20 protein-coding genes are annotated in these 26,295 nt (G+C 65.3%); 14 read left to right on the top strand and 6 right to left on the bottom strand.

Features of this window, described 5'->3' with window-relative positions:
• The first annotated feature begins 55 nt into the window (after window positions 1-55).
• Window positions 56-634: a hypothetical protein gene (locus tag F2P45_RS25675; RefSeq protein ID WP_166881052.1), complete on the top strand. Its 579-nt coding sequence runs from the start codon at window positions 56-58 to the stop codon at window positions 632-634.
• Here F2P45_RS25675 and F2P45_RS25670 read toward each other — a convergent pair.
• On the bottom strand, window positions 620-1,558 hold the full coding sequence (locus F2P45_RS25670; protein WP_223164834.1) for a helix-turn-helix domain-containing protein: 939 nt from the start codon (window positions 1,556-1,558) through the stop codon (window positions 620-622). The two genes, F2P45_RS25675 and F2P45_RS25670, sit on opposite strands and share 15 nt — an antisense overlap.
• On the opposite strand from F2P45_RS25670, the gene F2P45_RS25665 reads away from it, so the two are divergent.
• Window positions 1,536-1,901, top strand: coding sequence for a phosphopantetheine adenylyltransferase (locus tag F2P45_RS25665; RefSeq protein ID WP_223164833.1), 366 nt, complete (start codon window positions 1,536-1,538; stop codon window positions 1,899-1,901). The genes F2P45_RS25670 and F2P45_RS25665 overlap by 23 nt on opposite strands.
• Before the next feature lies 1 nt (window position 1,902).
• Here the strand turns inward: F2P45_RS25665 and F2P45_RS25660 are convergent, their stop codons facing one another.
• Together F2P45_RS25660 and F2P45_RS25655 are read right to left on the bottom strand one after the other, a co-directional pair.
• A complete protein-coding gene (locus F2P45_RS25660; protein WP_166881049.1) occupies window positions 1,903-3,333 on the bottom strand; it encodes an ATP-binding protein in 1,431 nt (476 codons plus the stop codon).
• Window positions 3,334-3,341: 8 nt separating this feature from the next.
• Window positions 3,342-4,028: a response regulator transcription factor gene (locus tag F2P45_RS25655; RefSeq protein WP_166881048.1), complete on the bottom strand. Its 687-nt coding sequence runs from the start codon at window positions 4,026-4,028 to the stop codon at window positions 3,342-3,344.
• A 137-nt stretch (window positions 4,029-4,165) separates the two neighbouring features.
• Here F2P45_RS25655 and F2P45_RS25650 point away from each other — a divergent pair, with 137 nt between their 5' ends.
• Genes F2P45_RS25650 through F2P45_RS25640 form a run of 3 tightly spaced genes read left to right on the top strand, consistent with a single transcriptional unit; the run spans window position 4,166 to window position 6,358 of the window.
• Window positions 4,166-4,633, top strand: coding sequence for a Spy/CpxP family protein refolding chaperone (locus F2P45_RS25650; protein ID WP_166881047.1), 468 nt, complete (start codon window positions 4,166-4,168; stop codon window positions 4,631-4,633).
• Between the two features lie 35 nt (window positions 4,634-4,668).
• On the top strand, window positions 4,669-5,508 hold the full coding sequence (locus F2P45_RS25645) for a dioxygenase family protein (RefSeq protein ID WP_166881046.1): 840 nt from the start codon (window positions 4,669-4,671) through the stop codon (window positions 5,506-5,508).
• 40 nt (window positions 5,509-5,548) lie between these two features.
• Window positions 5,549-6,358: an alpha/beta fold hydrolase gene (locus tag F2P45_RS25640; RefSeq protein ID WP_166881045.1), complete on the top strand. Its 810-nt coding sequence runs from the start codon at window positions 5,549-5,551 to the stop codon at window positions 6,356-6,358.
• Between the two features lie 41 nt (window positions 6,359-6,399).
• Here the strand turns inward: F2P45_RS25640 and F2P45_RS25635 are convergent, their stop codons facing one another.
• Window positions 6,400-7,056: a TetR/AcrR family transcriptional regulator gene (locus F2P45_RS25635; RefSeq protein ID WP_229505299.1), complete on the bottom strand. Its 657-nt coding sequence runs from the start codon at window positions 7,054-7,056 to the stop codon at window positions 6,400-6,402.
• 135 nt (window positions 7,057-7,191) lie between these two features.
• Between F2P45_RS25635 and F2P45_RS25630 the strand changes: the two genes are divergently transcribed.
• Window positions 7,192-8,220 (top strand): SDR family oxidoreductase, encoded by a 1,029-nt coding sequence (locus F2P45_RS25630; protein ID WP_166881044.1) that lies wholly within the window; start codon window positions 7,192-7,194, stop codon window positions 8,218-8,220.
• Window positions 8,221-8,418: 198 nt separating this feature from the next.
• Complete coding sequence (gene dcd, locus F2P45_RS25625) at window positions 8,419-8,988, top strand: dCTP deaminase (RefSeq protein ID WP_166881043.1); 570 nt, start codon at window positions 8,419-8,421, stop codon at window positions 8,986-8,988.
• 95 nt (window positions 8,989-9,083) lie between these two features.
• Here the strand turns inward: dcd and F2P45_RS25620 are convergent, their stop codons facing one another.
• Complete coding sequence (locus F2P45_RS25620; protein ID WP_166881042.1) at window positions 9,084-11,336, bottom strand: arginine/lysine/ornithine decarboxylase; 2,253 nt, start codon at window positions 11,334-11,336, stop codon at window positions 9,084-9,086.
• Here F2P45_RS25620 and F2P45_RS25615 point away from each other — a divergent pair.
• A complete protein-coding gene (locus F2P45_RS25615; RefSeq protein ID WP_166881041.1) occupies window positions 11,335-11,472 on the top strand; it encodes a hypothetical protein in 138 nt (45 codons plus the stop codon). The two genes, F2P45_RS25620 and F2P45_RS25615, sit on opposite strands and share 2 nt — an antisense overlap.
• An 87-nt stretch (window positions 11,473-11,559) precedes the next feature.
• Here F2P45_RS25615 and F2P45_RS25610 read toward each other — a convergent pair whose 3' ends face one another.
• The gene (locus tag F2P45_RS25610; RefSeq protein WP_166881040.1) at window positions 11,560-12,045 is read right to left on the bottom strand and encodes a dihydrofolate reductase; all 486 of its coding nucleotides are present in this window, start codon (window positions 12,043-12,045) and stop codon (window positions 11,560-11,562) included.
• 369 nt (window positions 12,046-12,414) lie between these two features.
• Between F2P45_RS25610 and carA (F2P45_RS25605) the strand changes: the two genes are divergently transcribed.
• The 6 genes from carA (F2P45_RS25605) (at window position 12,415) to F2P45_RS25580 (ending at window position 26,273) form a co-directional block, all read left to right on the top strand.
• Window positions 12,415-13,572 carry a glutamine-hydrolyzing carbamoyl-phosphate synthase small subunit gene (gene carA / locus F2P45_RS25605; protein ID WP_166881039.1) on the top strand — a complete coding sequence of 386 codons (1,158 nt, stop codon included), beginning with the start codon at window positions 12,415-12,417 and terminating at the stop codon, window positions 13,570-13,572.
• Complete coding sequence (gene carB / locus F2P45_RS25600) at window positions 13,565-17,437, top strand: carbamoyl-phosphate synthase large subunit (RefSeq protein WP_166881038.1); 3,873 nt, start codon at window positions 13,565-13,567, stop codon at window positions 17,435-17,437. The genes carA (F2P45_RS25605) and carB (F2P45_RS25600) overlap by 8 nt, the downstream gene beginning before the upstream one ends.
• Window positions 17,422-19,167: a methyl-accepting chemotaxis protein gene (locus F2P45_RS25595; protein WP_166881037.1), complete on the top strand. Its 1,746-nt coding sequence runs from the start codon at window positions 17,422-17,424 to the stop codon at window positions 19,165-19,167. Before carB (F2P45_RS25600) ends, F2P45_RS25595 begins: the two co-directional genes overlap by 16 nt.
• Window positions 19,168-19,468: 301 nt before the next feature.
• Window positions 19,469-20,623 carry a glutamine-hydrolyzing carbamoyl-phosphate synthase small subunit gene (gene carA, locus F2P45_RS25590; RefSeq protein WP_166881036.1) on the top strand — a complete coding sequence of 385 codons (1,155 nt, stop codon included), beginning with the start codon at window positions 19,469-19,471 and terminating at the stop codon, window positions 20,621-20,623.
• Window positions 20,616-24,437 (top strand): carbamoyl-phosphate synthase large subunit, encoded by a 3,822-nt coding sequence (carB, locus tag F2P45_RS25585; protein WP_166881035.1) that lies wholly within the window; start codon window positions 20,616-20,618, stop codon window positions 24,435-24,437. The genes carA (F2P45_RS25590) and carB (F2P45_RS25585) overlap by 8 nt, the downstream gene beginning before the upstream one ends.
• A 75-nt stretch (window positions 24,438-24,512) precedes the next feature.
• Window positions 24,513-26,273, top strand: coding sequence for a methyl-accepting chemotaxis protein (locus F2P45_RS25580; RefSeq protein WP_166881034.1), 1,761 nt, complete (start codon window positions 24,513-24,515; stop codon window positions 26,271-26,273).
• The last annotated feature ends 22 nt before the right edge of the window (window positions 26,274-26,295 follow it).

Here is a 26,295-nt window from a genome sequence, read left to right as displayed (position 1 = left end):
CAACACTGTATATATATCGAGAGCGTGAGCGGTTGCGCGCCATGAAAGGGAATCAATGAATACGGTCGATCTGCATGCCGACATCGTGCCTGGCGAGGGCGCTGCGGGCTTTCAACTGGGCGTGCACCTGACGCAGGCGCGCTCCATTTTTGCGCGCGTGCTGCGTTGGGACAGCGCCTGCGGCTCCTTGCGCGACGCGGTTGCGCAATGCGACGGCTGGCTCCAGGTGCCGTCGGCGGCATCGTATGGTGAGCGACAGGGGCCATCGTTCTATTATCGGCGCGGCGCGGTCGAACTGCATTTTGACGACCAGGGCACGCTGGCAACGATTGCGCTCTTCAACGGCTATGCGGGCACCCTGTTCGGAAAAGTTCGCATCGGTGATGAACTGGCCGGCGTGACCGAGTTTTGCGACGTGGTCTTCGACCAGGACGAAGATATGCATTACCCGAAAGACAGCGCGATCACGGGCCTGGCTTTCGGCGCCGAATTCGAACCGCTGGAACGGGCGTCCTCGCAGAGGATTTTCGGGATCTACATCTTTCGCCAGCCAACGCAGCATGATTCCGGCCTGGACGAGAAGCCCGATGCGGCGGGCGATGTGCGTCAATTGAACGGCCTAGGAACTGGCTGATTTTTCGCTTCCCTTTTCAGCATCGGGCAGATTGGTGCGCACGAATTGCATGCCGCCGCTTAGCAGCGCTGTCAGGGGAAGCCCGAACATGGCCTTGAAGGCGGCGCTAAGGTGAGCGGAGCTGGAAAAGCCCGCTGCATGTGCCGCATGCGTGAGCGTCATACCGTCCATCACGCCAGACATTGTCGCTTGCAGTCGAGCCCACAACCGATAGCGACGTAACGAAACACCTGTCTGCGCCTTGAAAAGATGCTGAAACCGCGAGGAAGACAGGCCCACCCTGCGCGCATGCTCCGCCGCGTTGGTCGCATCGGATGGCGATGCCAGTAAAGCGTCGGCGACCTTGCGGATGCGCGCGTCCGTACATGAGGGCGCCAGGGACAGCACGGCAGCGAGCCGCTCGCTTGTGGCGCGCCAGCCTTCGGCGCTGCGATCCATCCCGGCCAACAGGGCGATCAGCGCATCTTCGTTGTCGAGGTCGAAGCCGACCGTCCCGACCCGGCGACGGCACCGTCCTTGCAGCGTTTTCAGGTCGTCGCTGAGCGCGTCGACATACAAGAAGGCGTACTGTCCTCCTGCCATTGCCAGCAAGTGCAACTGATTCGGTGCGATGAGCGCGGTCCTGCAGTCGGAGAAGCCGCGCCCGGGGTCTGCCGGATCGAGCGCTACGCCCAGCTGCCCATCGAGCCCGATTGCCAGTACCCCTACCGCGTTCCGGTGTGCAGCCAGATGCATTGCCGGCCCGAGGTAAAGTGCGCGCGCGTTCCAACTCACCAGCAACGAACGCGCCGGCTGCCCGCAGCTCGTTTTTGAAAGCGCCGCGAGCGGGCCGTCGTTAGAATCGTTCACGTCGAAAACCCCACCAATCGAGGAAAATACAATGCAACGGCTTATCCCTGCCATGTTGATCGTCGCCGCACTCATTCACCTCATCCCTGTAACGGGCGTGCTGGGCGAATCGTCGCTCGCGCAGCTTTACGGCGTGCGCCTGCACGACCGGAACCTGCTCATCCTGATGCAGCATCGCGCCGTCATGTTCGGGCTGGTCGGATTGCTGCTCATCGCTGCCGCGCTCATTCCCGCCTATCGCCCGCTTGCCTATTTTGCGGGACTGGTTAGCGTAACATCGTTCCTGATGCTTGCGTGGTGGGCAGGGGACTATAATTTTTCGATCGGCCGGGTGGTCAGTGCCGATCTCGTCGTGGCGGCATGCCTGCTCGTGGCACTTGCAGCGGACTACTGGCCAACGCCTTCTCCAACTGCCTGAGCTAAGCTCGTAGCGGCAGCAAGATATCGACCCGCAGCCCGCCGCCTGCGCGATTGCTGGCCCGGATCGTGCCTTGATGGGCCTCGACGACACGCTGCGCAATCGCCAGCCCCAGGCCATGCCCGTCGACGTTGTTGCTGGCCGCATGCGAGCGAAAAAACGGCTGGAAGATCGACGCCAGGTCGGCCTGCGCCACCCCCGGCCCGCGGTCGCACACCGACAATTGCACCCGGTCGGCGTCGGCGCTGACGCCGATCTCGATCATACCGCCCTCGCTACTATGCTTGATGGCGTTGCGGATCACGTTCTCGATGGCGCGCCACAGCAGGTCGGGGGCACCGTTCACCGTCACAATCGCCTGCCCCGACAGGGCGATGCGGCGCCCGCACTGCTCGGCCTCGAAGCGGGCGTCGGCCACGATGTCGTCGACCAGGTCCATGAAGGAGATATCCTCGTAGCGCGGCAGCGCGTTCGGCACTTCCAGGCGCGACAAGGTCAGCAGCTCGCCGACCAGCTTGTCCATGCGCACGCTCTCGCGCTCGATGCGCTCCAACGACGCGCCGACCTTGTCGGGCTGCTGGTGCGCCAGGCCGATGGCCGCCTGCAATCGGGCCAGCGGCGAGCGCAGTTCGTGCGAGACGTCGTGCAGCAGGCGGCGCTGGCCATCCATCAGGGTGCGCAACTGGCCGCTCATGCGGTCGAAATCGCGGCCCAGGTCATTGAGTTCATCGCCGCGCACCCCTTTGAGTTCGGCAAAGCGCGGCGACAGGTCGCCGCCGGCAGCCGCTTCGAACGCACCGCGCAAGGCCCGGATCGGGCGCGAAAAATACCACGCCAGCAGCGCCGCGAACAGCAGGCTGGCCAGGGTCGCGCCGGTCATGGTGATATACGGCAGCAGCTGGCGGTTCGGCGGCGGCCGGCGCGGTTCGCCCGGCCCTCCCGCGCGCATCCCCGGGCCGAAGCCGCCCGGCGCCATCTGGCGCAGCCCCGGACCCGCACCATCCGGTCCGCGCTGGTCCAGCCAGCGCACGAACACCAGGAAGCGCTCGCCGTCCGGCGCCGTCAAGATGCGCACCACATTCAGGCGCGCCGGATGCGCCAGCATGCGTTCGGCCTGGGCGCGCAGCGCGGGCGTGACAGTCCGTCCCAGCATTTCGCGGCCGTTCGCATCGATGACGAAAATGTTGTGGCGCGTGGTGCCGCCCACCAGCTCGCGCAGCGCGGCGCTGCCGCCGTGTTTGAGCGTGGCCGCCGCCGTGTCGATCATGAATTCGGCCGACGGCCCGCTATCGATGCCGGTCGCGCGCGGCGAGTCGCCCACCGCCTGCGTGCGCGCCTGGTCGCGCAGCCAGAACACGGTGCCCACGCCGATCGTCGCCGCCAGCTGCGCCAGCAGGATCGATAAAAAGAACTTCCAGAACAGGCGGCCCATGCCAGCGCCTAGTCGCGAATGAGCTGGTAACCGAGGCGGTACACGGTTTGCAGGCAGGAGCGGCCATCGGCCAGGGTGCCAAGCTTGTGCCGCAGGCTGCTCAGGTGGACGTCGATATTGCGGTCGAAACGCGCCATCGGCCGTCCCAGGCCTTGTTCGGACAGATCGTTCTTGCTGACCGGGCGCCCCGCATTGCGCGCCAAGACTTCAAGCAGGTTGAATTCGGTGCTGGTCAGTTCCAGCGCGGCGCCGTCCCAGCTGGCGCGGCGCTGGGCCGGCTGCATCGACAGCTTGCCGACATTGATGGTGACGCCGTCGCCATCGCCGCGCGGGGCGTTGGTGCGGCGCAGGATGGCGCGGATGCGCGCTGTCAGTTCGCGCGGGGTGCACGGCTTGGTCACGTAATCGTCCGCGCCCAGTTCCAGGCCGAGAATGCGGTCGGTGTCGTCGCCGCGCCCTGTCAGCATGAGCACCGGCATGTGGCTGCGGGCGCGGATGCGGCGCAGGGTCTCGAGGCCATTCATGTGCGGCATCATCACGTCGAGCACCGCGATGGCGCTGCTTCCGGACAGCGCCTCGCGCGCGCCGGCCTCGCCGTCATGCGCGCAGCTGACGCGAAATCCTTCCTGCTCCAGGTATTCGCGGAACATTCCGACGAGTTCAACGTCGTCATCGATTAAGAGCACTTGGTTCATGCAGCCATCATAGCAAAGCGGGGACCCATGGTCACCGCAGGGGCATTGGCTTTACCCGCTTTTACAAGTCCCCAACACCGTTTTACATAGCGGCCTCGCACAATGGAGTCCTTCGTAACGCACCGACAGGAACCGCCATGAACAATATACAGTACCGCGCACTTGCCCTCTTGTTAAGCAGCGCCTGCCTTGGCGCCATTGCGGCACCGGGGCAGGGCGGCATGCCGCCTCCGGGTCCGATGACGGGTGCCCATGGGCCGCACCAGCGCGCTCCGGGTGTGCTTCATGGGGCCGACCTGACCGACGCACAGGAAGACAAGGTCTTCGCCATCATGCATGCACAGGAACCGAAGCGGCGCGCGTACACGCGCACCTTGCACGATTCGCAAGAAGCATTGCGCGCCCTGGGCAGCGCCGAGCAGTTCGACGATGCGAAGGCGGCGTCGCTGGCGCAGGCGGCCGGCACTGCGCTGGCCGCACTGACCCTGCTGGACGCCCGCACCGGCGCCCAGGTACGGGCCGTACTCACGCCGGAGCAGCGCAAGCAGTCGCTTGAGAATCGTCCGCGCCGCGAGCAGCGCCGGCCCGGCCGCCAGGCAGACTAACCGCACCGCCTGATTCGGAATCAAAGGAGCACACCATGGAACACCACGACCACAGCCTGGCCCAGGACATTCAAACCATGCTCGATATGACGCTGACCCGGCGCCAGTCGCTGCGCTGGATGTTCGCGTCGGCCGCGGCCCTACCGCTCGCGGCCTGCGGCGGCGGCGACACCGGCGACAGCAGCGCCGGCACCACCCCGGCCACGCCCACCACCGGCGGCACCGCGTCCTGCGCCGTCATTCCCGACGAAACCGGCGGCCCGTATCCGGCCGACGGCACCAACAGCAGCGTCGGCGGGGTGGCCAATGCGCTGATCCTGGCCGGCATCGTGCGGCCCGACATCCGCGCCAGCATCGCCGGCGCCACCGGGGTCGCCGCCGGCGTGCCGCTGACGATCAAGCTGCAGATGGTGAACGTGAAATCGGGCTGCGCCCCGCTGGCCGGCACCACGGTCTACCTGTGGCACTGCGACCGTGAAGGGCGCTACTCTATGTACACCAGCGGCGTCACGCTTGAGAACTACCTGCGCGGCGTGCAGGAGGCCGACGCCAGCGGCATGGTCACCTTCACCACCATCTTCCCGGGCTGCTACGCGGGGCGCATGCCGCACGTGCACTTCGAGGTCTATCCGAGCCTGGCCAAAAGCACCAGCGCGGCCATCCGCATCAAGACCTCGCAGTTCGGCTTTCCGGCGGCGATGCTGGCCGAGGCGTATGGCGCCACCGGCTACAGCGCCAGCGTGCGCAATCTGGCCAACATCACCTACGCGACCGACAATGTGTTCAGCGACGGCACCGCGCTGCAAATCGCCAGCGTGAGCGGCAGCGCGAGCCTGGGCTACGTGGCCACGCTGATAGTAGGGGTTTCCCTCTAAAGCTGTACGGCCGGCCGCGGAATCGTCTTACAATCGAAAAATGACGACACCGATCCTGCATTTTTCACACGGTAACAGCTTCCCGGCCGGCAGCTACGCCAAGTTACTCGACCAGCTGCGCATGGACTTCGATATCCGCGCGGTCGACATGTACGGCCACGATCCGGCCTATCCGGTCAGCGACGGCTGGCCCAAGCTGGTCGAGCACCTGATCGCCACGCTCGAGAGCTATGGCGAGCCGGCCATCCTGGTCGGCCATTCGCTGGGCGGGATGCTGAGCATGATGGCGGCGCGCGAGCGCCCGGACCTGGTGCGCTGCGTGGTGATGCTCGATTCGCCGGTGGTGGCGGGCTGGCGCGCCATGCTGCTGCGGGTGGCGAAGAAGAAGCAGAGCTGGAGCGACTACTTTTCGCCGGCCCGCCTGTCGCGCCGGCGCCGCCATGTGTGGCCGAGCGTGCAGGCGGCCTACGACCATTTCATCTCCAAGCCGGTGTTCGCAAGCTGGGCGCCGGGCGTGCTGCACGACTACCTCGAACATGGCCTGCAACCGCACCCGGACGGCGTGCAGCTGCGCTTCTCGCGCGAGGTGGAGACCGAAATTTACCGCGGCCTGCCGCACCACCTGGGCAGCTTGATGGACAAAGGCTACCCGGTGCCGATCGGCTTCATCGCCGGTACCGAATCGGTGGAGCTGCGCCAGGCCGGGCTGGACGCCACGCGCAAGCTGGTGGGCGACAATTTTGCCGAAATCCCCGGCGGCGGCCATCTGTTCCCGATGGAGTCGCCCGAGCTGGCGGGCCGCCTGACGCGCGAGATGATCGCCAGATTGCTCGCGCAGCGCCAGGTTTGACGATTTCCCGGCGCGGCCAAGGCCGCGCCGGGAGGACCATATCAGCCGCCCGGATAGGGTGGAATCTGTCCGGCCTGCTCCGCGTCGGCCCCAGGCGCCGCATCCGGCAAGCCTGCGCTGGCGATCAGTCCACGCAGAAACACCAGGATCAAGCGTCCCGACGGATCGGGCCGTCCCCCCACTCTTTGCAGCGCCAGGCCATGCGTCAGCGCCATGAAGGCCCCCGCGAGCTCCTCCGGTTCGGCTGGCGGCGTGCGTCCGAGCATGGCGAACAGCCTGCCGACCACGCGGCCAAGCCCGGCCCGGTGCGCATCCCACACCGTCTGGTACTCGGCCGCGAACGTCGGGCTGCGATTGGCGTGCAGCTGCAGTTCGATCGACAGCATGCACCAGTCGGCATCGTTGTTGAGCGTGGCAGCCCAGGACTCCAGCTCGCTCAAAATCTGCTCCGGCGCGCGTCCGTCACTGTCGATGACGTTGGACAGGTGCGCGGCTTCGGCCTCCATATGCCCCCGCAGCAACTCCAAAAGAACCTCCTCCTTGCTGGCAAAGTTCGAGTAGAAGGCTCCCTGCGAATACCCCGCCTCATCGGCGATATCGCGGATCGACGTGCCTCCATAGCCGTTCGTGACAAACAGCTGCCGCGCGGTGTCGATCAGGCGCGCGCGCGTCTGGGCCTGGCTTTCCTCTCGCGACAAGCGCTTTCGTGGTGTGGTTGGACTCATACCCATAAAGATATCATATGAACTCTGGATACGGGATGAAATATTGCTTGACATGCCTGGATGCCTCACGCAAACTAAATATCACTTGAACTTTGAAACTCATCTGATATGAAAACAAACACCCAACTGAGGTCCGCCTTCGTCACCGGCGCGACTGGCCTGCTCGGCAACAACCTGGTGCGCGAGCTGATCGGGCGCGGCGTTTCCGTCAAGGCGCTGGTTCGCTCTCTGGACAAGGGCCGGCAACAATTCGGGGGGCTGGAAGGCATCGAACTGGTGCTGGGCGACATGGCGGACGTGTCCGCCTTCGCCGACAAGCTGCAAGGATGCGATGTCGTGTTTCACACGGCGGCCTTCTTCCGGGACAACTACAAGGGCGGCAGCCACTGGCAGGAACTCAAGCGCATCAATGTCGACGGGACCCGCTCGCTCATCGAACACGCTTACGGCGGCGGCGCCCGGCGTTTTGTCCAAACCTCATCGATTGCCGTGCTCAATGGCGAACCGGGCGCGCCCATCGACGAATCCTGCTTGCGCGAGCTGGACGATGCGGACGACTATTACCGCAGCAAGATATTGGCCGATCAAGCCGTGCTGCACTTTCTGGAAAACCACCCTGACATGCACGCCAGCCTGGTTCTGCCCGGGTGGATGTGGGGACCGGCGGACATCGGTCCGACCTCGTCGGGACAATTTGTCAACGATGTGGTGCTCGGCAAATTGCCGGGGCTGGTGCCAGGCAGTTTTTCCGTGGTCGACGCGCGCGACGTGGCGCAGGCGCATATCGCGGCGGCGCTGCACGGGCAACGCGGCGAACGGTACCTGGCGGCGGGCCGCCACATGACAATGCAGCAACTGGTGCCGATGCTGGGCAAGATCGCCGGCGTCAAGACGCCGGCGCGCGAACTGCCTTTACCCCTCCTGTACGCCTTGGCGGCGGTGCAGGAACTCTACGCGCGCATCACCGGCAAGCCTGTTCTGCTCGGCCTGGCCACAGTGCGCCTGATGGTCAAGGAAGCGGGACGCAGCCACTTCAACCACGCCAAGAGCGAGCGCGAACTCGCACTGAAGTTCAGGCCGCTTGAACAAACCGTGGCCGATACCGTCGCGTGGTATCGCACGCATGGCTGGTTTTGACGCAACGCCGGACGCAAGTGCAAAAACAGGGCGGCGATCTCCGCCGGCAAGGGCTTTTCGCGTAAAATCGCGGGAAATTCCAGCTTCGCCGCGCCGGTTTGGACCGCCGCTTCCGTGAACAAGGTCCCGGAAGCGGCCGCTGCGTACCCGGCGAAGCGAGCGCCATTTGACCTATTTTCTAATTTTGGAACCACACGTATGAGCATTAAATCCGATAAATGGATCCGCAAGATGGCGGCCGAAACGGGCATGATCGAGCCTTTTGAACCGGGCCAGATCAAGGAGCACGACGGCCAGCGCATCGTTTCGTACGGTACCTCGAGCTACGGCTACGATATCCGCTGCGCCGACGAGTTCAAGCTGTTCACCAATATCAACACCACCATCGTCGATCCGAAGAACTTCGACGAGAACAATTTCGTCGACGTCTCGGGCAAGGGCTTCTGCATCATTCCGCCCAATTCCTTCGCGCTGGCGCGCACCGTGGAGTACTTCCGCATCCCGCGCAACGTGCTCACCATCTGCCTGGGCAAGTCGACCTACGCGCGCTGCGGCATCATCGTCAACGTTACCCCGTTCGAGCCGGAATGGGAAGGGTTCGTGACGCTGGAGTTTTCCAATACCACGCCGCTGCCGGCCAAGATCTACGCCAACGAAGGCGTGGCGCAGGTGCTGTTCTTCGAATCGGACGAAGTGTGCGAAGTGTCGTACAAGGACCGTGGCGGCAAATACCAGGGCCAGGTCGGCGTGACCTTGCCGAAAGCCTGAGCATGGCGTAACAAGCCGCATGCATGAAAAAAAGGAACCCGAGGGTTCCTTTTTTGTTATGCGCAGGAGGCGCGGGCGCCTTCCGACGGTCATGCTTACTGGCGCACGCAGTCCACGAAGTAGCCGCGCTTGCCGTCGACTTCGCGCTTGACCAGGCCGTGCACGTCGGTCTCGAAGCCGGGGAAGCGCTCGTTGAAGTCGCGTGCGAAGCGCAGGTAGTCGACGATGGTCTTGTTGAAGCGCTCGCCCGGGATCAGGAGCGGAATGCCCGGCGGGTAAGGCGTCAGCAGGATCGCCGTGATACGCCCTTCCAGCTCTTCGATCGCGACCCGGTCGATTTCGCGGTGCGCCATCTTGGCGAAGGCGTCGGACGGCTTCATGGCCGGGATCATGTCGGACAGATACATCTCGGTGGTCAGGCGCGCCACGTCGTACGTCTTGTAGAAGTCGTGGATCTGCTGGCACAGGTCGCGCAGGCCCATCGCTTCGTAGCGCGGATTGGCTTGCGCGAACTCCGGCAGGATGCGCCACATCGGCTGGTTCTTGTCGTAGTCGTCCTTGAACTGCTGCAGCGCCGTGACCAGCGTGTTCCAGCGGCCCTTGGTGATCCCGATGGTGAACATGATGAAGAACGAGTACAGCCCGCACTTCTCGATGATCACGCCGTGTTCGGCCAGGTACTTGGTGACGATCGAGGCCGGAATGCCGGACTCGCCGAACACGCCGTCGAGCGACAGGCCGGGCGTGACCACGGTGGCCTTGATCGGATCGAGCATGTTGAAGCCGGGGGCGAGGTTGCCGAACCCGTGCCAGTCGTCCTCGGCGCGGATCATCCAGTCGTCCTGGGTGCCGATGCCTTCTTCCGAGAAGGTGTCCGGGCCCCAGACCTGGAACCACCAGTCGTTGCCGAATTCGGCGTCGACCTTTTTCATGGCGCGGCGGAAGTCGAGCGCTTCGAAGATCGATTCTTCCACCAGCGCGGTGCCGCCCGGCGCTTCCATCATGGCCGCGGCCACGTCGCACGAGGCGATGATCGAGTACTGCGGCGAGGTCGAGGTGTGCATCAGGTAGGCCTCGTTGAAGGCATCCTGGTCCAGCTTGACCGTCTCCGACTCGCGCACCAGCACTTGCGAGGCCTGCGACAGGCCCGCGAGCAGCTTGTGGGTCGACTGGGTCGAGAAGATCATCGATTCCTTGGCGCGCGGACGGTCCTTGCCGATCGCGTGCATGTTCTTGTAGAAGTCGTGGAAGGTCGCATGCGGCAGCCACGCTTCGTCGAAGTGCAGGGTGTCGATCTTACCGTCCAACATTTCGCGCAGCGTTTCGACGTTGTACACCACGCCGTCGTAGGTCGACTGGGTGATGGTCAGGATGCGCGGCTTCTTGTTGACGGCCTGGCGCGCAAACGGATTGGCTTCGATCTTGCGGGCGATCGATTCGGGGGTGAATTCTTCGAGCGGAATCGGGCCGATGATGCCGAGGTGGTTCCGGGTCGGCATCAGGAACACGGGAATCGCGCCGCACATGATGATCGAGTGCAGGATCGACTTGTGGCAGTTGCGGTCGACCACGACGATGTCGCCCGGGGCGACGGTCGAGTGCCACACCATCTTGTTCGAGGTCGAAGTGCCGTTGGTGACGAAGTAGCAGTGGTCGGCGTTGAAGATGCGCGCGGCGTTGCGCTCGGACTTGGCGACCGGGCCGGTGTGGTCGAGCAGCTGGCCGAGTTCTTCGACGGCGTTGCAGACGTCGGCGCGCAGCATGTTCTCGCCGAAAAACTGGTGGAACATCTGGCCGATTGGCGACTTCAGGAAGGCCACGCCGCCCGAGTGGCCGGGGCAGTGCCAGGAGTACGAACCGTCGTTGGCGTAGTTGACCAGCGCGCGGAAGAACGGCGGCGCCAGGCCGTCGAGGTAGGACTTGGCTTCGCGGATGATGTGGCGCGCCACGAATTCGGGCGTGTCCTCGAACATGTGGATGAAGCCGTGCAGTTCGCGCAGGATGTCGTTCGGGATGTGGCGCGAGGTGCGCGTTTCGCCGTAGATGTAGATCGGGATGTCCGAGTTCTTGTGGCGGATTTCCTTCACAAACGCGCGCAGCGCGATCAGGGCCGAATCGGTGTCTTCGATCGATCCGGTGCCGAATTCCTCGTCATCGATCGAGAGCACGAAGGCCGAGGCGCGCGACTGCTGCTGGGCGAACTGCGACAGGTCGCCGTAGCTGGTCACGCCAAGCACCTCCATGCCCTCTTTTTCCATCGCCTCGGCGAGCGCGCGGATACCGAGCCCGGAGGTGTTCTCGGAACGAAAATCCTCGTCGATAATGACGATTGGGAAACGAAATTTCATGGACAGCTCCAAAGCGAAGCGCCGTGAGGATGTCCACGCCTGTGCGGGACGCCGCTCACGGCACCGGTCAAAAAAAGAAGAAGCGGATTTTCGCAGAAATGGCGGCAATCCGGTGAAAAAACTTTTGCTAGATTAACTACAAGCGGGCAGTAGTGTCGCACACTATGGCCGCCATGGTGGCGGCGCCGTGAACGCGTGCCTTACAAGGGGCCGCGCAGCGCGCTCAAGGCGCTTTGGTATACGTCACGAAGGCGTAATCGACACCGCTGGCATCCGAATGATGCGCTTCGCGCGCGCTCTCGGACCAGACGGCCGGATCGAGCGGCGGGAAAAACGCATCGCAGTCGAAAGTGGCCGCGATCTCGGTGACGATCACGGTCTGCGCCAGCGCCAGGGTTTGCGCGTAAATCTGCGCGCCGCCGATCACGAAGGCCGGCGCATCGCCCGCCAGCGCGATCGCATGCGGCAGCGACAGGGCGCGTTCGACGCCGTCGCGCTGCCAGTCCACATCGGTGGTGACGACGATGTTGCGGCGGTTCGGCAGCGGGCGGCCGATCGAGTCGAACGTCTTGCGGCCCATGATGATCGGATGGCCCGTGGTCAGGCGCTTGAAGTGCGCCAGGTCTTCCGGCAGGCGCCAGGGCAGGGTGTTGTCGATGCCGATGCCGCGCGCGGCGTCCATCGCGACGATGAGGGTCAGTGTGCTCATAAAGCCTTAGTGTTTCGAAACAAATCGGAAGGTCGCCATTATGGTCCAAAACGGCGGATTCGCAAGATGCGGACACCGGCTACAGTGTTTCAGAATTGTGAAATCGGCGATTCGTAAGTAAGAAAATCTCACACACTCTCACGCTTGTGTTGCCTGTATGCCCTTAATTTCAAAGGGGAAATTGACTAAGTAAAAACTAAGTGTTGGGTTAAAACGTCACATATCAATTTCTGTGTGGCAACTTCGTTGTTTGCTGTATCGTCTTCCAACACCCGCAACAACGTCCGTGGGATTAGCAGGTTTTCTTGACGATACGCAAAGAAATCCTCGCTAGAGCCAGCCGAGCTTGCCATACGTCTTGGAGATCCGATGAAGCACCCACTCAGTAACAGCAGCAGCGCAGCTCCGCGCGCCACCCTGGCATTAGCGGACGGCACGCTGTTCGAAGGCCGCGCCATCGGCGCCGCCGGCCAGGCCAGCGGCGAAGTTGTGTTCAACACCGCCATGACCGGCTACCAGGAAGTGCTGACCGATCCGAGCTACGCGCGCCAGATCGTCACCTTGACCTATCCGCACATCGGCAACACCGGCATCAACAGCGAAGACGGCGAATCGGCCCGGGTGCAGGCCGCCGGCCTGGTGATCCGCGACCTGCCTTTGCTGGCCTCGAATTTCCGCTCGACCCAGAGCCTGTCCGACTACCTCGCGCAGCAGAACGTGGTGGCCATTGCCGATATCGATACCCGCAAGCTCACCCGCCTGCTGCGCGAAAAAGGTGCGCAGAACGGCGCCATCGTCGTCGCTGCCGAACCCGGGCAGGCGCTGGCGCTGGCGCGCGCATTTCCCGGCCTCGATGGCATGGACCTGGCGCGCGTGGTCTCCACACAAGTGCCCTACGAATGGCTTGAAGGCCCGTGGCGGCTCGGCGCCGGCTTCCCCGCGCAGCTTGCGCCGCATCTGCACGTGGTCGCGTACGACTACGGCGTGAAAACCAATATCCTGCGCATGCTGGCCGGGCGCGGCTGCCGCGTCACGGTACTGCCCGCGCAGGCGAGCGCGCAGGATGCGCTGGCGCTGAAACCCGACGGCATCTTCCTGTCGAACGGCCCCGGCGACCCGCAGGCCTGCGGCTACGCCATCGACGCGGCGCGCATTCTGATCGACAGCGGCACGCCGGTGTTCGGCATCTGCCTCGGGCACCAGATCATGGCGCTGGCCTCGGGCGCGCGCACGGTCAAGATGAAATTCGGCCACCGCGGCGCCAATCACCCGGTTCAGGACCTCGATACTGGAAAGGTTTCTATCACCTCCCAGAACCACGGCTTCGCGGTCGATGCCGCCACCTTGCCGGCCAACTGCCGGGTCACCCACGTGTCGCTGTTCGACGGTACCCTGCAGGGTTTCGAGCGCGTGGACAAGCCGGCTTTCTGCTTCCAGGGCCACCCCGAAGCTTCCCCCGGCCCGCACGACCTGGCCGTGTTGTTCGACCGTTTTGTCACCCTGATGGAAAGTAGTAAACATGCCTAAGCGCTCAGATATCCGCAGCATCCTGATCATCGGCGCCGGCCCGATCGTGATCGGCCAGGCGTGCGAGTTCGATTATTCCGGGGCGCAGGCCTGCAAGGCGCTGCGCGAGGAGGGCTACCGGGTCATCCTCGTCAACAGCAACCCGGCCACCATCATGACCGACCCCGAGATGGCCGACGCCACCTACATCGAGCCGATCGCCTGGGAAGTGGTGGCGCGCATCATCGCCAAAGAACGTCCCGACGCCATCCTGCCGACCATGGGCGGGCAGACCGCGCTCAATTGCGCGCTCGACCTGCACCGCCATGGCGTGCTGGCCCAATTCGGCGTGGAGCTGATCGGCGCCACGCCCGACGCCATCGACAAGGCCGAGGACCGCGCCAAGTTCAAGGCCGCCATGACCGCCATCGGGCTGGCATCGGCCCGTTCGGGCGTGGCGCACAGCATGGCCGAAGCCTGGGAAGCGCAGGCGGTGCTCGGCTTTCCGGTCGTGATCCGGCCGTCGTTCACCATGGGCGGCAGCGGCGGCGGCATCGCCTACGACGCCGCGCAGTTCCACACCATTTGCCAGCGCGGGCTGGAACTGTCGCCAACGTGCGAGCTGCTGATCGAAGAATCGCTGCTCGGCTGGAAAGAGTTCGAGATGGAAGTCGTGCGCGACAAGCTTGACAACTGCATCATCGTCTGCTCCATCGAAAACCTGGACCCGATGGGCGTGCATACGGGCGACTCGATCACCGTGGCGCCAGCGCAGACGCTGACCGACAAGGAATACCAGATCATGCGCAACGCCTCGGTGGCGGTACTGCGCGAAGTGGGCGTGGACACCGGCGGCTCGAACGTGCAATTCGCGGTCAATCCGGCGGACGGGCGCCTGATCGTCATCGAAATGAATCCGCGCGTCTCGCGCTCGTCGGCGCTGGCCAGCAAAGCGACCGGGTTCCCGATTGCGCGCGTGGCGGCCAAGCTGGCGGTTGGTTTCACGCTCGACGAACTGCGCAACGAGATCACCGGCGGCGCCATGCCGGCCTCGTTCGAGCCGTCGATCGACTACGTGGTGACCAAGATCCCGCGCTTCGCCTTCGAAAAATTCCCGGGCGCCGACGAACACCTGACCACCCAGATGAAGTCCGTCGGCGAAGTCATGGCCATCGGGCGCACCTTCCAGGAGTCGTTCCAGAAAGCCCTGCGCGGTCTCGACATCGGGGTCGACGGCGTGCGCCGCGACGGCATGCGGACCGGGCGCGCCGTCATCGAAGAGGAATTGCGCAAACCGGGGCCGGACCGCATCTGGTACGTGGGCGAAGCGTTCGCCCAGGGTCACACGCTCGACGAAGTGCACGCCTGCAGCGCGATCGACCCGTGGTTCCTGGCGCAGATCCACGACCTGGTCGAGATCGAGCTGTGGATCGAACAGCAAACCCTGGCCGCGCTGGACAAGCCGGTCATGGTCCGGCTCAAGCAGCAGGGTTTCGGCGACCGCCGCCTGGCCGCGCTGCTGGGCGAGAGCGAGCAGGCGGTGCGCGAGGCGCGCCATGCGCTTGGGGTGCGGCCCGTGTACAAGCGGGTCGACACCTGCGCGGCCGAATTTGCGACCAGTACCGCCTATCTGTACTCGACCTACGACGAACAGTGCGAAGCGGCGCCGAGCGCGCGCAGCAAGATGATGGTGCTCGGCGGTGGCCCGAACCGCATCGGCCAGGGCATCGAATTCGACTACTGCTGCGTGCACGCGGCCATGGCCCTGCGCGAGGATGGCTACGAAACCATCATGGTCAACTGCAATCCCGAAACCGTATCGACCGACTTCGACACCTCCGACCGCCTGTATTTCGAACCGGTGACCCTGGAAGACGTGCTGGAAATTGTGGCCCTCGAACAGCCGGCCGGCGTGATCGTGCAGTACGGCGGCCAGACCCCTTTGCGGCTGGCGCTGGCGCTGGCGCTGGAAGCGGCCGGGGTGCCGGTCATCGGTACCTCGCCCGACATGATCGACGCCGCCGAAGACCGCGAGCGTTTCCAGCAATTCCTGCAAAAGCTCGACCTGCGCCAGCCGCAGAACCGCACCGCGCGCACCGAGCCTGAAGCGGTGCGCCTGGCCGGCGAGATCGGCTACCCGCTGGTGGTGCGGCCCTCGTATGTGCTGGGCGGGCGCGCGATGGAGATCGTGCACGAGCGGGCCGACCTGGAACGCTACATGCGCGAAGCGGTCAAGGTCTCGCACGATTCGCCGGTGCTGCTGGACCGCTTCCTGAACGACGCCATCGAGGTCGACGTCGACTGCATCTGCGACGGCGAACGCACGCTCATCGGCGGCGTGATGGAGCATATCGAGCAGGCCGGCATTCACTCGGGCGACTCGGCCTGCTCGCTGCCGCCGCATTCGCTGAGCGAGGCCACGGTGCGCGAGATCAAGCGCCAGACCGCACTGATGGCGAAGGAACTGAACGTGGTGGGCCTGATGAACGTGCAGTTCGCGGTCCAGCAAAAACGCGTTGACGCGCGCGTGCACGATGTCGTGTACGTCCTCGAAGTCAATCCGCGCGCTTCGCGCACCGTGCCGTTCGTATCCAAGGCCACCGGCCTGCAACTGGCAAAAATCGCCGCGCGCTGCATGGCCGGGCAGTCGCTTGCGAGCCAGGGCGTGTTCGATGAAGCGGTGGCGCCGTGCTTTTCCGTCAAGGAAGCCGTGTTCCCGTTCGCCAAATTCCCCGGCGTGGACACCATCCTCAGCCCCGAAATGAAATCGACCGGTGAAGCGATGGGCGTCGGCCCCACCTTCGGCGAAGCGTACTTCAAGGCCCAGCTCGGCGCCTCGGTCAAGGTGCCGCGCGACGGCCTGGTGTACCTGCGCGTCAAGCGCGGCGACCAGGCGCGCACCGTGGCGCTGGCGCGGCATCTGCTTGGCGCCGGCTTCACCCTGTGCGCGAGCCTGGTGACGGCGAGCGTGGTCCGGGCCGCAGGCATGGAGGTCGAGGAGGTCGACGAAGCCGCCATCCTGGAGCGCCTGGCCGCGCGCAGGATCGCCATGATGGTCCTGACGGTCGACGAGAAACGCAGCGCCGTGGTGGCTTCGCGGCCGCTGCGGGTCGCCGCGCTGGCCGCCGGCACGGTGGTCTGCACCACCATCGCCGCCGCCGAATCCATGTTCGAAGCCACTCTCCACGCCGACAGCTACGGCCTGGCATCGCTGCAGGAACTGCACGGCAAGCGGGTCGAGGTTCCACCGGCGCCGCGCGCGCGCGCCGTCCCCGGCGCCGCCGACCTGGCGGCGGCGTCCATCGTCCTGCCCGAACGGCGTGCCGGGTCGCGCGAACCGGCGGCCGGCGCCACGCCGCTCAAGCTGTTCATCCGCCAGCCATTCACCGAATCGGACGCCGCGCAGCAGCGCCTGATCGGCGACATCATGGCGCTGATCGACAGCGCCAACGGCCTGCCGCACCCGTTCGACTACCTGACCGGCACCCGCGCCGAAAGCGCGGACACCTTCAAGAAGTCGTTCGAGCGCGATTATCACCTGCCGTTCACGCCGAAGAACTTCCGCGACCACCGTCTGGGCCTGCTCGACCATGCCGATGCGGTGGTCAACATCCGGGTCGGCATGAGCGAGAGCAGCGCCTTCGAGCTCGGTTACCACATCTTCAAGGGCCGCTGCACACCGGTGCTGTTCCTGGTGTGGAAGCACGCGCCGATCAAGACCACCCTGATCCGCGAATTGCAGGACCTGTGCGACGTCACCTATCTCGAATTCGAGCATGTGGACGAACTGCGCAAAGGCACTCACGCATTTTTCAGCACCATCCGGCGCGGCACGAGCAACGCCACAATACACAGTCACAAGGAGAAAGCATGTTCGCCAATCTAAAAATCAGGACACTCGTCATCGGTGTCCTTGGCTTCCTCATCGTGCTGATGGTTACCATCGGCGCCATGGGTATTTACAGCGGCCGCCATGCGGTCGGCCTGCTACGCGACGTTACCGTCGAAGACCAGCGCAACATCAACGTGCAGACGGCCGTGCGTCTTGAAATGGAACTCAATCGCAGCCAGATACTGCAAGCGCTCCAGCATAATCCGGCGCTGTCGTGGGCGCAGCTGCACGACCACCCGCTGGCGGTCCACTTCGACCAGATCGATGCCATCGCCGGCCGCACCGCCAAGCGCTGGGAAGAGTATATCGCCGCCATCAAGACGCCCGAAGAAAAGCGCCTTGCCGAAGAGTGGTACGCCAAGAGCGACGGACTGGGAATCGAGAACGTGCGGGCGGCGGCCGCATTCATCAAGGCCGAAAAGTGGGACGACGCCGAAACGGTCCTGATCAAGAAGATCAACCCGGGCTACCGGATCGGCGACGCCACCCTGGCCAACCTCAAGGAGCTGGCCGCCAAGCGCGTCAAGGCCGACGACGAGATGGTCAACGCCAGCCTGGCGCGCATCGCCTACGGCATGGCCGGCATCCTGCTGCTCGGCGTGGTCCTGGGCATCGCGGTCGGCTGGGCACTGGTGCGCGCCATTTCGGCGCCGCTGCAGGAAGCCATGCAGATCGCCATGCGCGTCGCCGACGGCGACCTGACCGGCCGGATTGTCACGCACAGCCGCAACGAAATCGGCGCCTTGCTGGGCGCGATGGACAAGATGAAATCGAACCTGGCGCAGATCGTCTCGGAGGTGCGCAACAGCACCGACACCATTTCGAGCGCATCGAGCGAAATCGCGGCGGGGAACACCGACCTGTCGGACCGCACCAGCTCCCAGGCCAGTTCGCTGGAGCAGACCGCGGCGTCGATGGAAGAACTGACCTCCACCGTGCGCCAGAACGCCGACAATGCGCGTCAGGCCAATGTGCTGGCCATGCCGGCCTCGGAAGTGGCCAGCAAGGGCGGGCTGGTGGTCGCGCAAGTGGTCGAGACCATGGGTTCGATCAACGCCTCGTCCAAAAAGATCGTCGACATCATCGCCGTCATCGACGGCATCGCCTTCCAGACCAATATCCTTGCCCTCAATGCGGCGGTGGAAGCGGCGCGCGCGGGCGAGCAGGGACGCGGCTTCGCGGTGGTGGCATCGGAGGTGCGCAACCTGGCGCAGCGTTCGGCCGGCGCCGCCAAGGAAATCAAGCAGCTGATCGGCGACTCGGTCGACAAGGTCGACAGCGGCGCCAAGCTGGTCGACCAGGCCGGCCTGACGATGCAGGAAATCGTCACCAGCATCCATCGGGTCACCGACATCATGGGCGAAATCACCACCGCCAGCGCCGAGCAGACGGCCGGCATCGACCAGATCAACGAAGCGGTCGGGCAGATGGATTCGATCACCCAGCAAAACGTGGCCCTGGTCGAAGAAGCCGCGGCGGCGGCCGGCCTGCTGCAAGAGCAAGCCGGTACGCTGACGCAGGTGGTCAGTGTGTTCAAGCTCGATGGAGCGGCCGCCTCGCTGGCGGCGCCGCGCTCGGCCAAGCCGCGCAAGGCAGTCGCGCTGGCACCGCGCGCAGCGGGCAAGCCGGCGCCTGCGGCGCGCAAGCTGGCCGCGCCTGCGCCGGCGCCGCACAAGCGCGCGCTCGCCAGCACGGCCGCCGCATCGGACTGGGAAGAATTCTGACGCGCTCGCGCGCGGACTGCGCGGACGGGCGCCCCTATGCGGCGTCCGGTACGGCGTCCGGTAAGGCGTCCGGTAAGGCGCCCGTCCGTTTTTGTAACAAACTGTCATTGATCCATATCATTGACGATTCACCTTTCGCTGCGGGTGAACCGGTGTCACATACAAACAGTTGGTTTAAGAAGACAAGCGGCAAATCTTCGATGTAAGGCATTATTTCTTTCAGGTATCGTGATTCTCGACAGGCAGCGTGGGCACTTCAACCCGCCACGCGCCGTGCCGAAGCACCTCACTGGGAGACTGTATGAAGCACCCGCTCAGCGGCTCGGGCTCGCGCCCCGGTGCCATTCTCGCACTTGCCGATGGCACGCTATTTCATGGCAGCGCCATCGGCGCGCCCGGCCGGACCAGCGGCGAAATCGTCTTCAACACCGCCATGACCGGGTATCAGGAAATCCTGACCGACCCCAGTTACGCGCGCCAGATCGTCACGCTCACCTATCCGCACATCGGCAACACCGGCGTCAACACGCAGGACTGCGAATCGGCGCGGGTGCATGCGGCGGGGCTGGTCATCAGGGACCTGGCGCTGCTGGCGTCTAACTTCAGGAGCAGCACCAGCCTGTCCGATTACCTGGCCGCGCATGGCGTGATCGCGATCGCCGGCATCGATACCCGCAAGCTGACGCGCCTGCTGCGCGACGGCGGGGCGCAGCACGGCGCCATCGTCAGCGGCGACGATCCGCAGCCGGCGCTGGCACTGGCGCGCGCCTTCGACGGCCTGGCCGGCGCCGACCTGGCGCGCCTGGTGACCACGCAAGCGGCCTACGAATGGGACCAGACGGTGTGGCAGCCGGGGACCGGATTCGGGCGCCGCCAGCGCGCGCACCTGCACGTCGCCGCCATCGATTTCGGTATCAAATCGAACATCCTGCGCATGCTCGCCGAGCGCGGCTGCAGGATCACCGTGCTGCCCGCCACGACCTGCGCGGCGGACGTGCTGGCGCTCGGCGCCGACGGCGTCTTCCTCTCCAACGGCCCGGGCGACCCGGCCGCCTGCGATTACGCGATCGAGGCCGCGCGCGCCTTGATCGACAGCGGCACGCCGGTGTTCGGCATCTGCCTCGGGCACCAGATCATGGCGCTGGCCTCGGGCGCGCGCACGGTCAAGATGAAGTTCGGCCACCGCGGCGCCAACCACCCGGTGCAAGAACTGGCCAGCGGCAAGGTGGCGATCACATCGCAGAACCACGGCTTCGCGGTCGATGCCGCGACCTTGCCGGCCAACTGCCGGGTCACCCACGTGTCGCTGTTCGACCGCACCCTTCAGGGTTTCGAGCGCGTGGACAAACCGGCCTTCTGCTTCCAGGGCCACCCCGAAGCTTCTCCCGGCCCGCACGATACGGCTGGCCTGTTCGACCGCTTCGTGACCATGATGGAGGATTGCAAACATGCCTAAGCGCGCAGATATCCGCAGCATCCTGATCATCGGCGCCGGCCCGATCGTGATCGGCCAGGCGTGCGAGTTCGATTACGCCGGGGCCCAGGCCTGCAAGGCGCTGCGCGAGGAGGGCTACAAGGTCATCCTCGTCAACAGCAACCCGGCCACCATCATGACCGACCCGGACATGGCCGACGTCACCTACATCGAGCCGATTGCCTGGGAAGTGGTGGCGCGCATCATCGCCAAAGAACGTCCCGACGCCATCCTGCCGACCATGGGCGGGCAGACCGCGCTCAATTGCGCGCTCGACCTGCACCGCCATGGCGTGCTGGCCGAATTCGGCGTGGAGCTGATCGGCGCCACGCCCGACGCGATCGACAAGGCCGAGGACCGCGCCAAGTTCAAGGCCGCCATGACCGCCATCGGGCTGGCGTCGGCCCGTTCGGGCGTGGCGCACAGCATGGCCGAAGCCTGGGAGGCGCAGGCGGCGCTTGGCTTTCCGGTCGTGATCCGGCCGTCGTTCACCATGGGCGGCAGCGGCGGCGGCATCGCCTACGACGCCGCGCAGTTCCACACCATCTGCCAGCGCGGGCTGGAACTGTCGCCAACGTGCGAGCTGCTGATCGAAGAATCGCTGCTCGGCTGGAAAGAGTTCGAGATGGAAGTCGTGCGCGACAAGGCGGACAACTGCATCATCGTCTGCTCCATCGAAAACCTGGACCCGATGGGCGTGCACACGGGCGACTCGATCACCGTGGCGCCAGCGCAGACGCTGACCGACAAGGAATACCAGATCATGCGCAACGCCAGCCTGGCGGTGCTGCGTGAAGTGGGCGTGGACACCGGCGGCTCGAACGTGCAGTTCGCGGTCAATCCGGCGGACGGGCGCCTGATCGTCGTCGAAATGAATCCGCGCGTCTCGCGCTCGTCGGCGCTGGCCAGCAAAGCGACCGGGTTCCCGATTGCGCGCGTGGCGGCCAAGCTGGCGGTTGGTTTCACGCTCGACGAACTGCGCAACGAGATCACCGGCGGCGCCATGCCGGCCTCGTTCGAGCCGTCGATCGACTACGTGGTGACCAAGATCCCGCGCTTCGCCTTCGAAAAATTCCCGGGCGCCGACGAACACCTGACCACCCAGATGAAGTCCGTCGGCGAAGTCATGGCCATCGGGCGCACCTTCCAGGAGTCGTTCCAGAAAGCCCTGCGCGGTCTCGACATCGGGGTCGACGGCGTGCGCCGCGACGGCATGCGGACCGGGCGCGCCGTCATCGAAGAGGAATTGCGCAAACCGGGGCCGGACCGCATCTGGTACGTGGGCGAAGCGTTCGCCCAGGGTCACACGCTCGACGAAGTGCACGCCTGCAGCGCGATCGACCCGTGGTTCCTGGCGCAGATCCACGACCTGGTCGAGATCGAGCTGTGGATCGAACAGCAAACCCTGGCCGCGCTGGACAAGCCGGTCATGGTCCGGCTCAAGCAGCAGGGTTTCGGCGACCGCCGCCTGGCCGCGCTGCTGGGCGAAAGCGAGCAGGCGGTGCGCGAGGCGCGCCACGCGCTCGGCGTGCGGCCCGTGTACAAGCGGGTCGACACTTGCGCCGGCGAATTCGCCACCACCACGGCCTATCTGTATTCGACCTACGACGAGCAGTGCGAAGCGGCGCCCAGCGAGCGGCGCAAGATGATGGTGCTCGGCGGTGGCCCGAACCGCATCGGGCAGGGCATCGAATTCGACTACTGCTGCGTGCACGCGGCCATGGCCCTGCGCGAGGATGGCTACGAGACCATCATGGTCAACTGCAATCCCGAAACCGTGTCGACCGACTTCGACACCTCCGACCGCCTGTATTTCGAACCGGTGACGCTGGAGGACGTGCTGGAGATCGTCGCCATCGAACGGCCCGAAGGCGTGATCGTGCAGTTCGGCGGCCAGACCCCGCTCAAACTCGCCCTGGCGCTGGAAGCGGCCGGGGTGCCCGTCATCGGCACCTCGCCCGACATGATCGACGCCGCCGAAGACCGCGAACGCTTCCAGCGCATGCTGCAAGGGATCGACCTGCGCCAGCCGCGCAACCGCACCGCGCGCTCGGAGCAGGAAGCGGTGCGCATGGCCGCCGACATCGGCTACCCGCTGGTGGTGCGGCCCTCGTATGTGCTGGGCGGGCGCGCCATGGAAATCGTGCACGAAGCGGCCGACCTGGAACGCTACATGCGCGAAGCGGTCAAGGTCTCGCACGATTCGCCGGTGCTGCTGGACCGCTTCCTGGACGACGCCATCGAGGTCGATGTCGACTGCGTGGCGGACGGCAGCCGGGTGGTGATCGGCGGCGTGATGGAACATGTCGAGCAGGCCGGCATTCACTCGGGCGACTCGGCCTGTTCGCTTCCGCCGCATTCGCTGAGCGAAGCCACGGTACTTGAAATCAAGCGCCAGACGGCCCTCATGGCGACCCGGCTGAACGTGGTCGGCCTGATGAACGTGCAGTTCGCGGTGCAGCAGTTGCGGGTCGACGCGCGCCTGCTGGACTTTGTGTACGTACTCGAAGTGAACCCGCGCGCCTCGCGCACCGTGCCGTTCGTGTCCAAGGCCACCGGCCTGCCGCTGGCAAAAATCGCGGCGCGTTGCATGGCCGGGCGCTCGCTCGACCAGCAGGGCGTGCATGAAGCGCCGGCGCCGCGCTTCTGCGTCAAGGAAGCCGTGTTCCCGTTCGCTAAATTCCCCGGCGTCGACACCATCCTCAGTCCCGAAATGAAGTCGACCGGCGAAGTGATGGGCGTCGGCTCCACCTTCGGCGAATCGTTCTTCAAGGCGCAACTGGGGGCATCGGTCAACGCGCCCACCTGCGGGCGCGTCTACCTGCGCGTGCGGCGCGGCGACCAGGCGCGCGCGGTGGCGCTGGCACGGCGCCTGGCGGACGCCGGCTTCACCCTGTGCGCCAGCCTGGTGACGGCGACCGTCATCCGCGCCGCCGACATCGAGGTCGACGAGATCGACGACGCGGCGGTGCTGGCGGCGCTGGCGGCGCGCGAACTGGCCATGGTGGTGCTGACCGTGGACGAACGGCGCAGTGCGGTGCTTGCCTCGCAGGCGCTGCGGGTGGCCGCGCTGGCCGCCGGCGCGGTGGTGTGCACCACCATCGCCGGCGCCGAAAGCATGTTCGAGGCGAGCCTGCATGCGGCCAGCTTCGGCCTGGTGTCGCTGCAGGAGCTGCACGGCACGCCCGCCCTGGCCGCGCCATCGCCCACGGCGCGGCCAAGTCCCACGGCGGCCGACCTGCTGGCGGCCGCCGCCACGCTGCCCGAGCGGCGCCGCCAGGCGCGCCAGCGCACGGTCGGCGCGCCCCCGCTCAAGCTGTTCATCCGCCAGCCCTTCACCGAATCGGACGCCGCCCAGCAGCATCTGGTCGGCCAGGTACTGCACCTGATCGACAGCGCCAACGGCCTGCCGTACCCGTTCGACTACCTGACCGGCACCAAGGCCGAAAGCGCCGATACCTTCAAGAAGTCGTTCGAGCGCGATACCGGCCTGCCGTTCACGCCCAAGCACTTCCGCGACCACCGGCTTGGATTGCTCGACCAGGCCGACGCGCTGGTCAACATCCGGGTCGGCATGAGCGAGAGCAGCGCTTTCGAGCTGGGTTACCACATCTTCCGCGGCCGCCGCACGCCGGTGCTGTTTTTGGTGTGGAAGGAAGCGCCGATCAAGACCACCCTGATTCGCGAACTGCAGGACCTGTGCGACGTCACCTATCTGGAGTTCGGGCATGTGGACGGACTGCGGGCCGGCATCCAGGCATTTTTCGCGCGCGTACGGCCCGCCGCCGCAGATTAGTACCGCAGCCGGTGCGCATGGTGCGCGCCGGCCTTTCAACGCTTCGCTTCGGAACAGCAATTCAAGGAGTATCGAATGTTCGACAACATCAGCATCAAAAACCTCGTCACCGGGGTTCTCGGCTTCCTGATCTTGCTGCTGGTGGCGGTTGGCGCCACGGGCATCTACAGCGCCGGCCATTCTGTCGCCCTGATCCGCGACGTCACGCTCGAAGACTACAAAAACAGCTCGGTGCAGGCGGCCAGCCGGCTCGAGATGGAACTCAATCGCAGCCAGATCCTGCAAGCGCTCCAGCATAACCCGATACTGCCCTCGTCGCAGTTGCACGACCATGCCCTTAGCGTGCATTTCGACCAGATCGAGGCGATTGCGGAGCGCGCCACCAAGCGCTGGAAGGAATATATGGCCGCCATCAAATCGCCGGAAGAGAAGCGCCTGGCCGAGGAATGGTTTGCCAAAAGCGACGGGCTGGGACTGGAACACATCCGCTCCACGGCGGCCCTGATCAAGGCCGGCAAATGGGTCGACGCCGAACATGTGCTGATCAAGAAGATCAACCCGACCTACCGCGTGGGCGACGCGGCGATGGAGCGCATGAAGGAAGCCATCGCCACGCGCGTCAACAGCGATGAAGTGCGCGTCAAGCAAGAACTCGAGCACACCGCCTACGCCATGGTGGCGGTGCTGGTCGTCGGCGTGGTGCTCGGGATCGCGGTGGGCTGGGCGCTGCTGCGCGCGATTTCGCTGCCGCTCAAGGAAGCGATGCGGATCGCGGTGCGCGTGGCGGACGGCGACCTGACCGGCAAGATCGGCAAGCACGGACGCAATGAAATCGGCGCCTTGCTCGGTGCGATGGACAAGATGAAATCGAACCTGGCGCAGATCGTCCTTGAGGTGCGCGGCAGCACCGACACCATTTCCAGCGCGGCGGGCGAAATCGCGGCCGGTAACACCGACCTGTCGGACCGCACCAGCTCCCAGGCCAGTTCGCTGGAACAGACAGCCGCCTCGATGGAGGAATTGACCAGCACCGTGCGCCAGAACGCCGATAATGCGCGCCAGGCCAATGTGCTGGCGCAGTCGGCGTCGGAAGTGGCGACCAAGGGTGGCGTGGTGGTGGCCCAGGTGGTCGAGACCATGGGCTCGATCAACGCCTCGTCCAAGAAGATCGTCGACATCATTGCCGTCATCGACGGCATCGCCTTCCAGACCAATATCCTCGCGCTCAATGCGGCGGTGGAAGCGGCGCGCGCCGGCGAGCAGGGACGCGGCTTCGCGGTGGTGGCATCGGAGGTGCGCAACCTGGCGCAACGTTCGGCCGGCGCCGCCAAGGAAATCAAGCAGCTGATCGGCGACTCGGTCGACAAGGTCGACAGCGGCGCCAAGCTGGTCGACCAGGCTGGCGTGACGATGCAGGAAATCGTCACCAGCATCGCCCGCGTGACCGACATCATGGGCGAAATCACCACCGCCAGCGCCGAGCAGACGGCCGGCATCGACCAGATCAACGAAGCGGTCGGACAGATGGATTCGATCACCCAGCAAAACGTGGGCCTGGTCGAGGAAGCCGCGGCGGCGGCCGGCCTGCTGCGCGAACAGGCTGGCGCGCTGACGCAGGTGGTCAGCGTGTTCAAGGTCGATGGTGCGCCGGCGCGGGCGCCGCAGGAGGTGCGCACGGCGCCGGCGCGCAAGCCGGCAACCGCAGCCGCGCGCCTGGCCGGCAAACCGCAGCCGCCAGCACCCAGGGCCGGCGCACCGAAAGCAGCCGCATCGAAGGCAGCCGCCCCGAGGCGCGCGGCCAGCGCCGCGGTCGAAGCGGATTGGGAAGAGTTTTAAGTGTAAGAAAGCGCCCGCGGGC

The sequence above is a fragment of the Massilia mucilaginosa genome (assembly GCF_011682145.1).
GTDB lineage: Bacteria > Pseudomonadota > Gammaproteobacteria > Burkholderiales > Burkholderiaceae_D > Telluria_A > Telluria_A mucilaginosa.
The sequence above is the reverse complement of the archived record's forward strand: the minus strand, read 5'-3'. Positions and strand labels throughout refer to the sequence as shown.

Bases quoted from the DNA above. Each gene is read 5' to 3' on its own strand.
- F2P45_RS25675 (WP_166881052.1), top strand. From the start codon at position 56: ATGAATACGGTCGATCTGCATGCCGACATCGTGCCTGGCGAGGGCGCT.
- F2P45_RS25665 (WP_223164833.1), top strand. From the start codon at position 1,536: ATGTTGATCGTCGCCGCACTCATTCACCTCATCCCTGTAACGGGCGTG.
- F2P45_RS25670 (WP_223164834.1), bottom strand. From the start codon at position 1,558: ATGAGTGCGGCGACGATCAACATGGCAGGGATAAGCCGTTGCATTGTA.
- F2P45_RS25660 (WP_166881049.1), bottom strand. From the start codon at position 3,333: ATGGGCCGCCTGTTCTGGAAGTTCTTTTTATCGATCCTGCTGGCGCAG.
- F2P45_RS25655 (WP_166881048.1), bottom strand. From the start codon at position 4,028: ATGAACCAAGTGCTCTTAATCGATGACGACGTTGAACTCGTCGGAATG.
- F2P45_RS25650 (WP_166881047.1), top strand. From the start codon at position 4,166: ATGAACAATATACAGTACCGCGCACTTGCCCTCTTGTTAAGCAGCGCC.
- F2P45_RS25645 (WP_166881046.1), top strand. From the start codon at position 4,669: ATGGAACACCACGACCACAGCCTGGCCCAGGACATTCAAACCATGCTC.
- F2P45_RS25640 (WP_166881045.1), top strand. From the start codon at position 5,549: ATGACGACACCGATCCTGCATTTTTCACACGGTAACAGCTTCCCGGCC.
- F2P45_RS25630 (WP_166881044.1), top strand. From the start codon at position 7,192: ATGAAAACAAACACCCAACTGAGGTCCGCCTTCGTCACCGGCGCGACT.
- dcd (WP_166881043.1), top strand. From the start codon at position 8,419: ATGAGCATTAAATCCGATAAATGGATCCGCAAGATGGCGGCCGAAACG.
- F2P45_RS25615 (WP_166881041.1), top strand. From the start codon at position 11,335: ATGGACAGCTCCAAAGCGAAGCGCCGTGAGGATGTCCACGCCTGTGCG.
- F2P45_RS25620 (WP_166881042.1), bottom strand. From the start codon at position 11,336: ATGAAATTTCGTTTCCCAATCGTCATTATCGACGAGGATTTTCGTTCC.
- F2P45_RS25610 (WP_166881040.1), bottom strand. From the start codon at position 12,045: ATGAGCACACTGACCCTCATCGTCGCGATGGACGCCGCGCGCGGCATC.
- carA (WP_166881039.1), top strand. From the start codon at position 12,415: ATGAAGCACCCACTCAGTAACAGCAGCAGCGCAGCTCCGCGCGCCACC.
- carB (WP_166881038.1), top strand. From the start codon at position 13,565: ATGCCTAAGCGCTCAGATATCCGCAGCATCCTGATCATCGGCGCCGGC.
- F2P45_RS25595 (WP_166881037.1), top strand. From the start codon at position 17,422: ATGTTCGCCAATCTAAAAATCAGGACACTCGTCATCGGTGTCCTTGGC.
- carA (WP_166881036.1), top strand. From the start codon at position 19,469: ATGAAGCACCCGCTCAGCGGCTCGGGCTCGCGCCCCGGTGCCATTCTC.
- carB (WP_166881035.1), top strand. From the start codon at position 20,616: ATGCCTAAGCGCGCAGATATCCGCAGCATCCTGATCATCGGCGCCGGC.
- F2P45_RS25580 (WP_166881034.1), top strand. From the start codon at position 24,513: ATGTTCGACAACATCAGCATCAAAAACCTCGTCACCGGGGTTCTCGGC.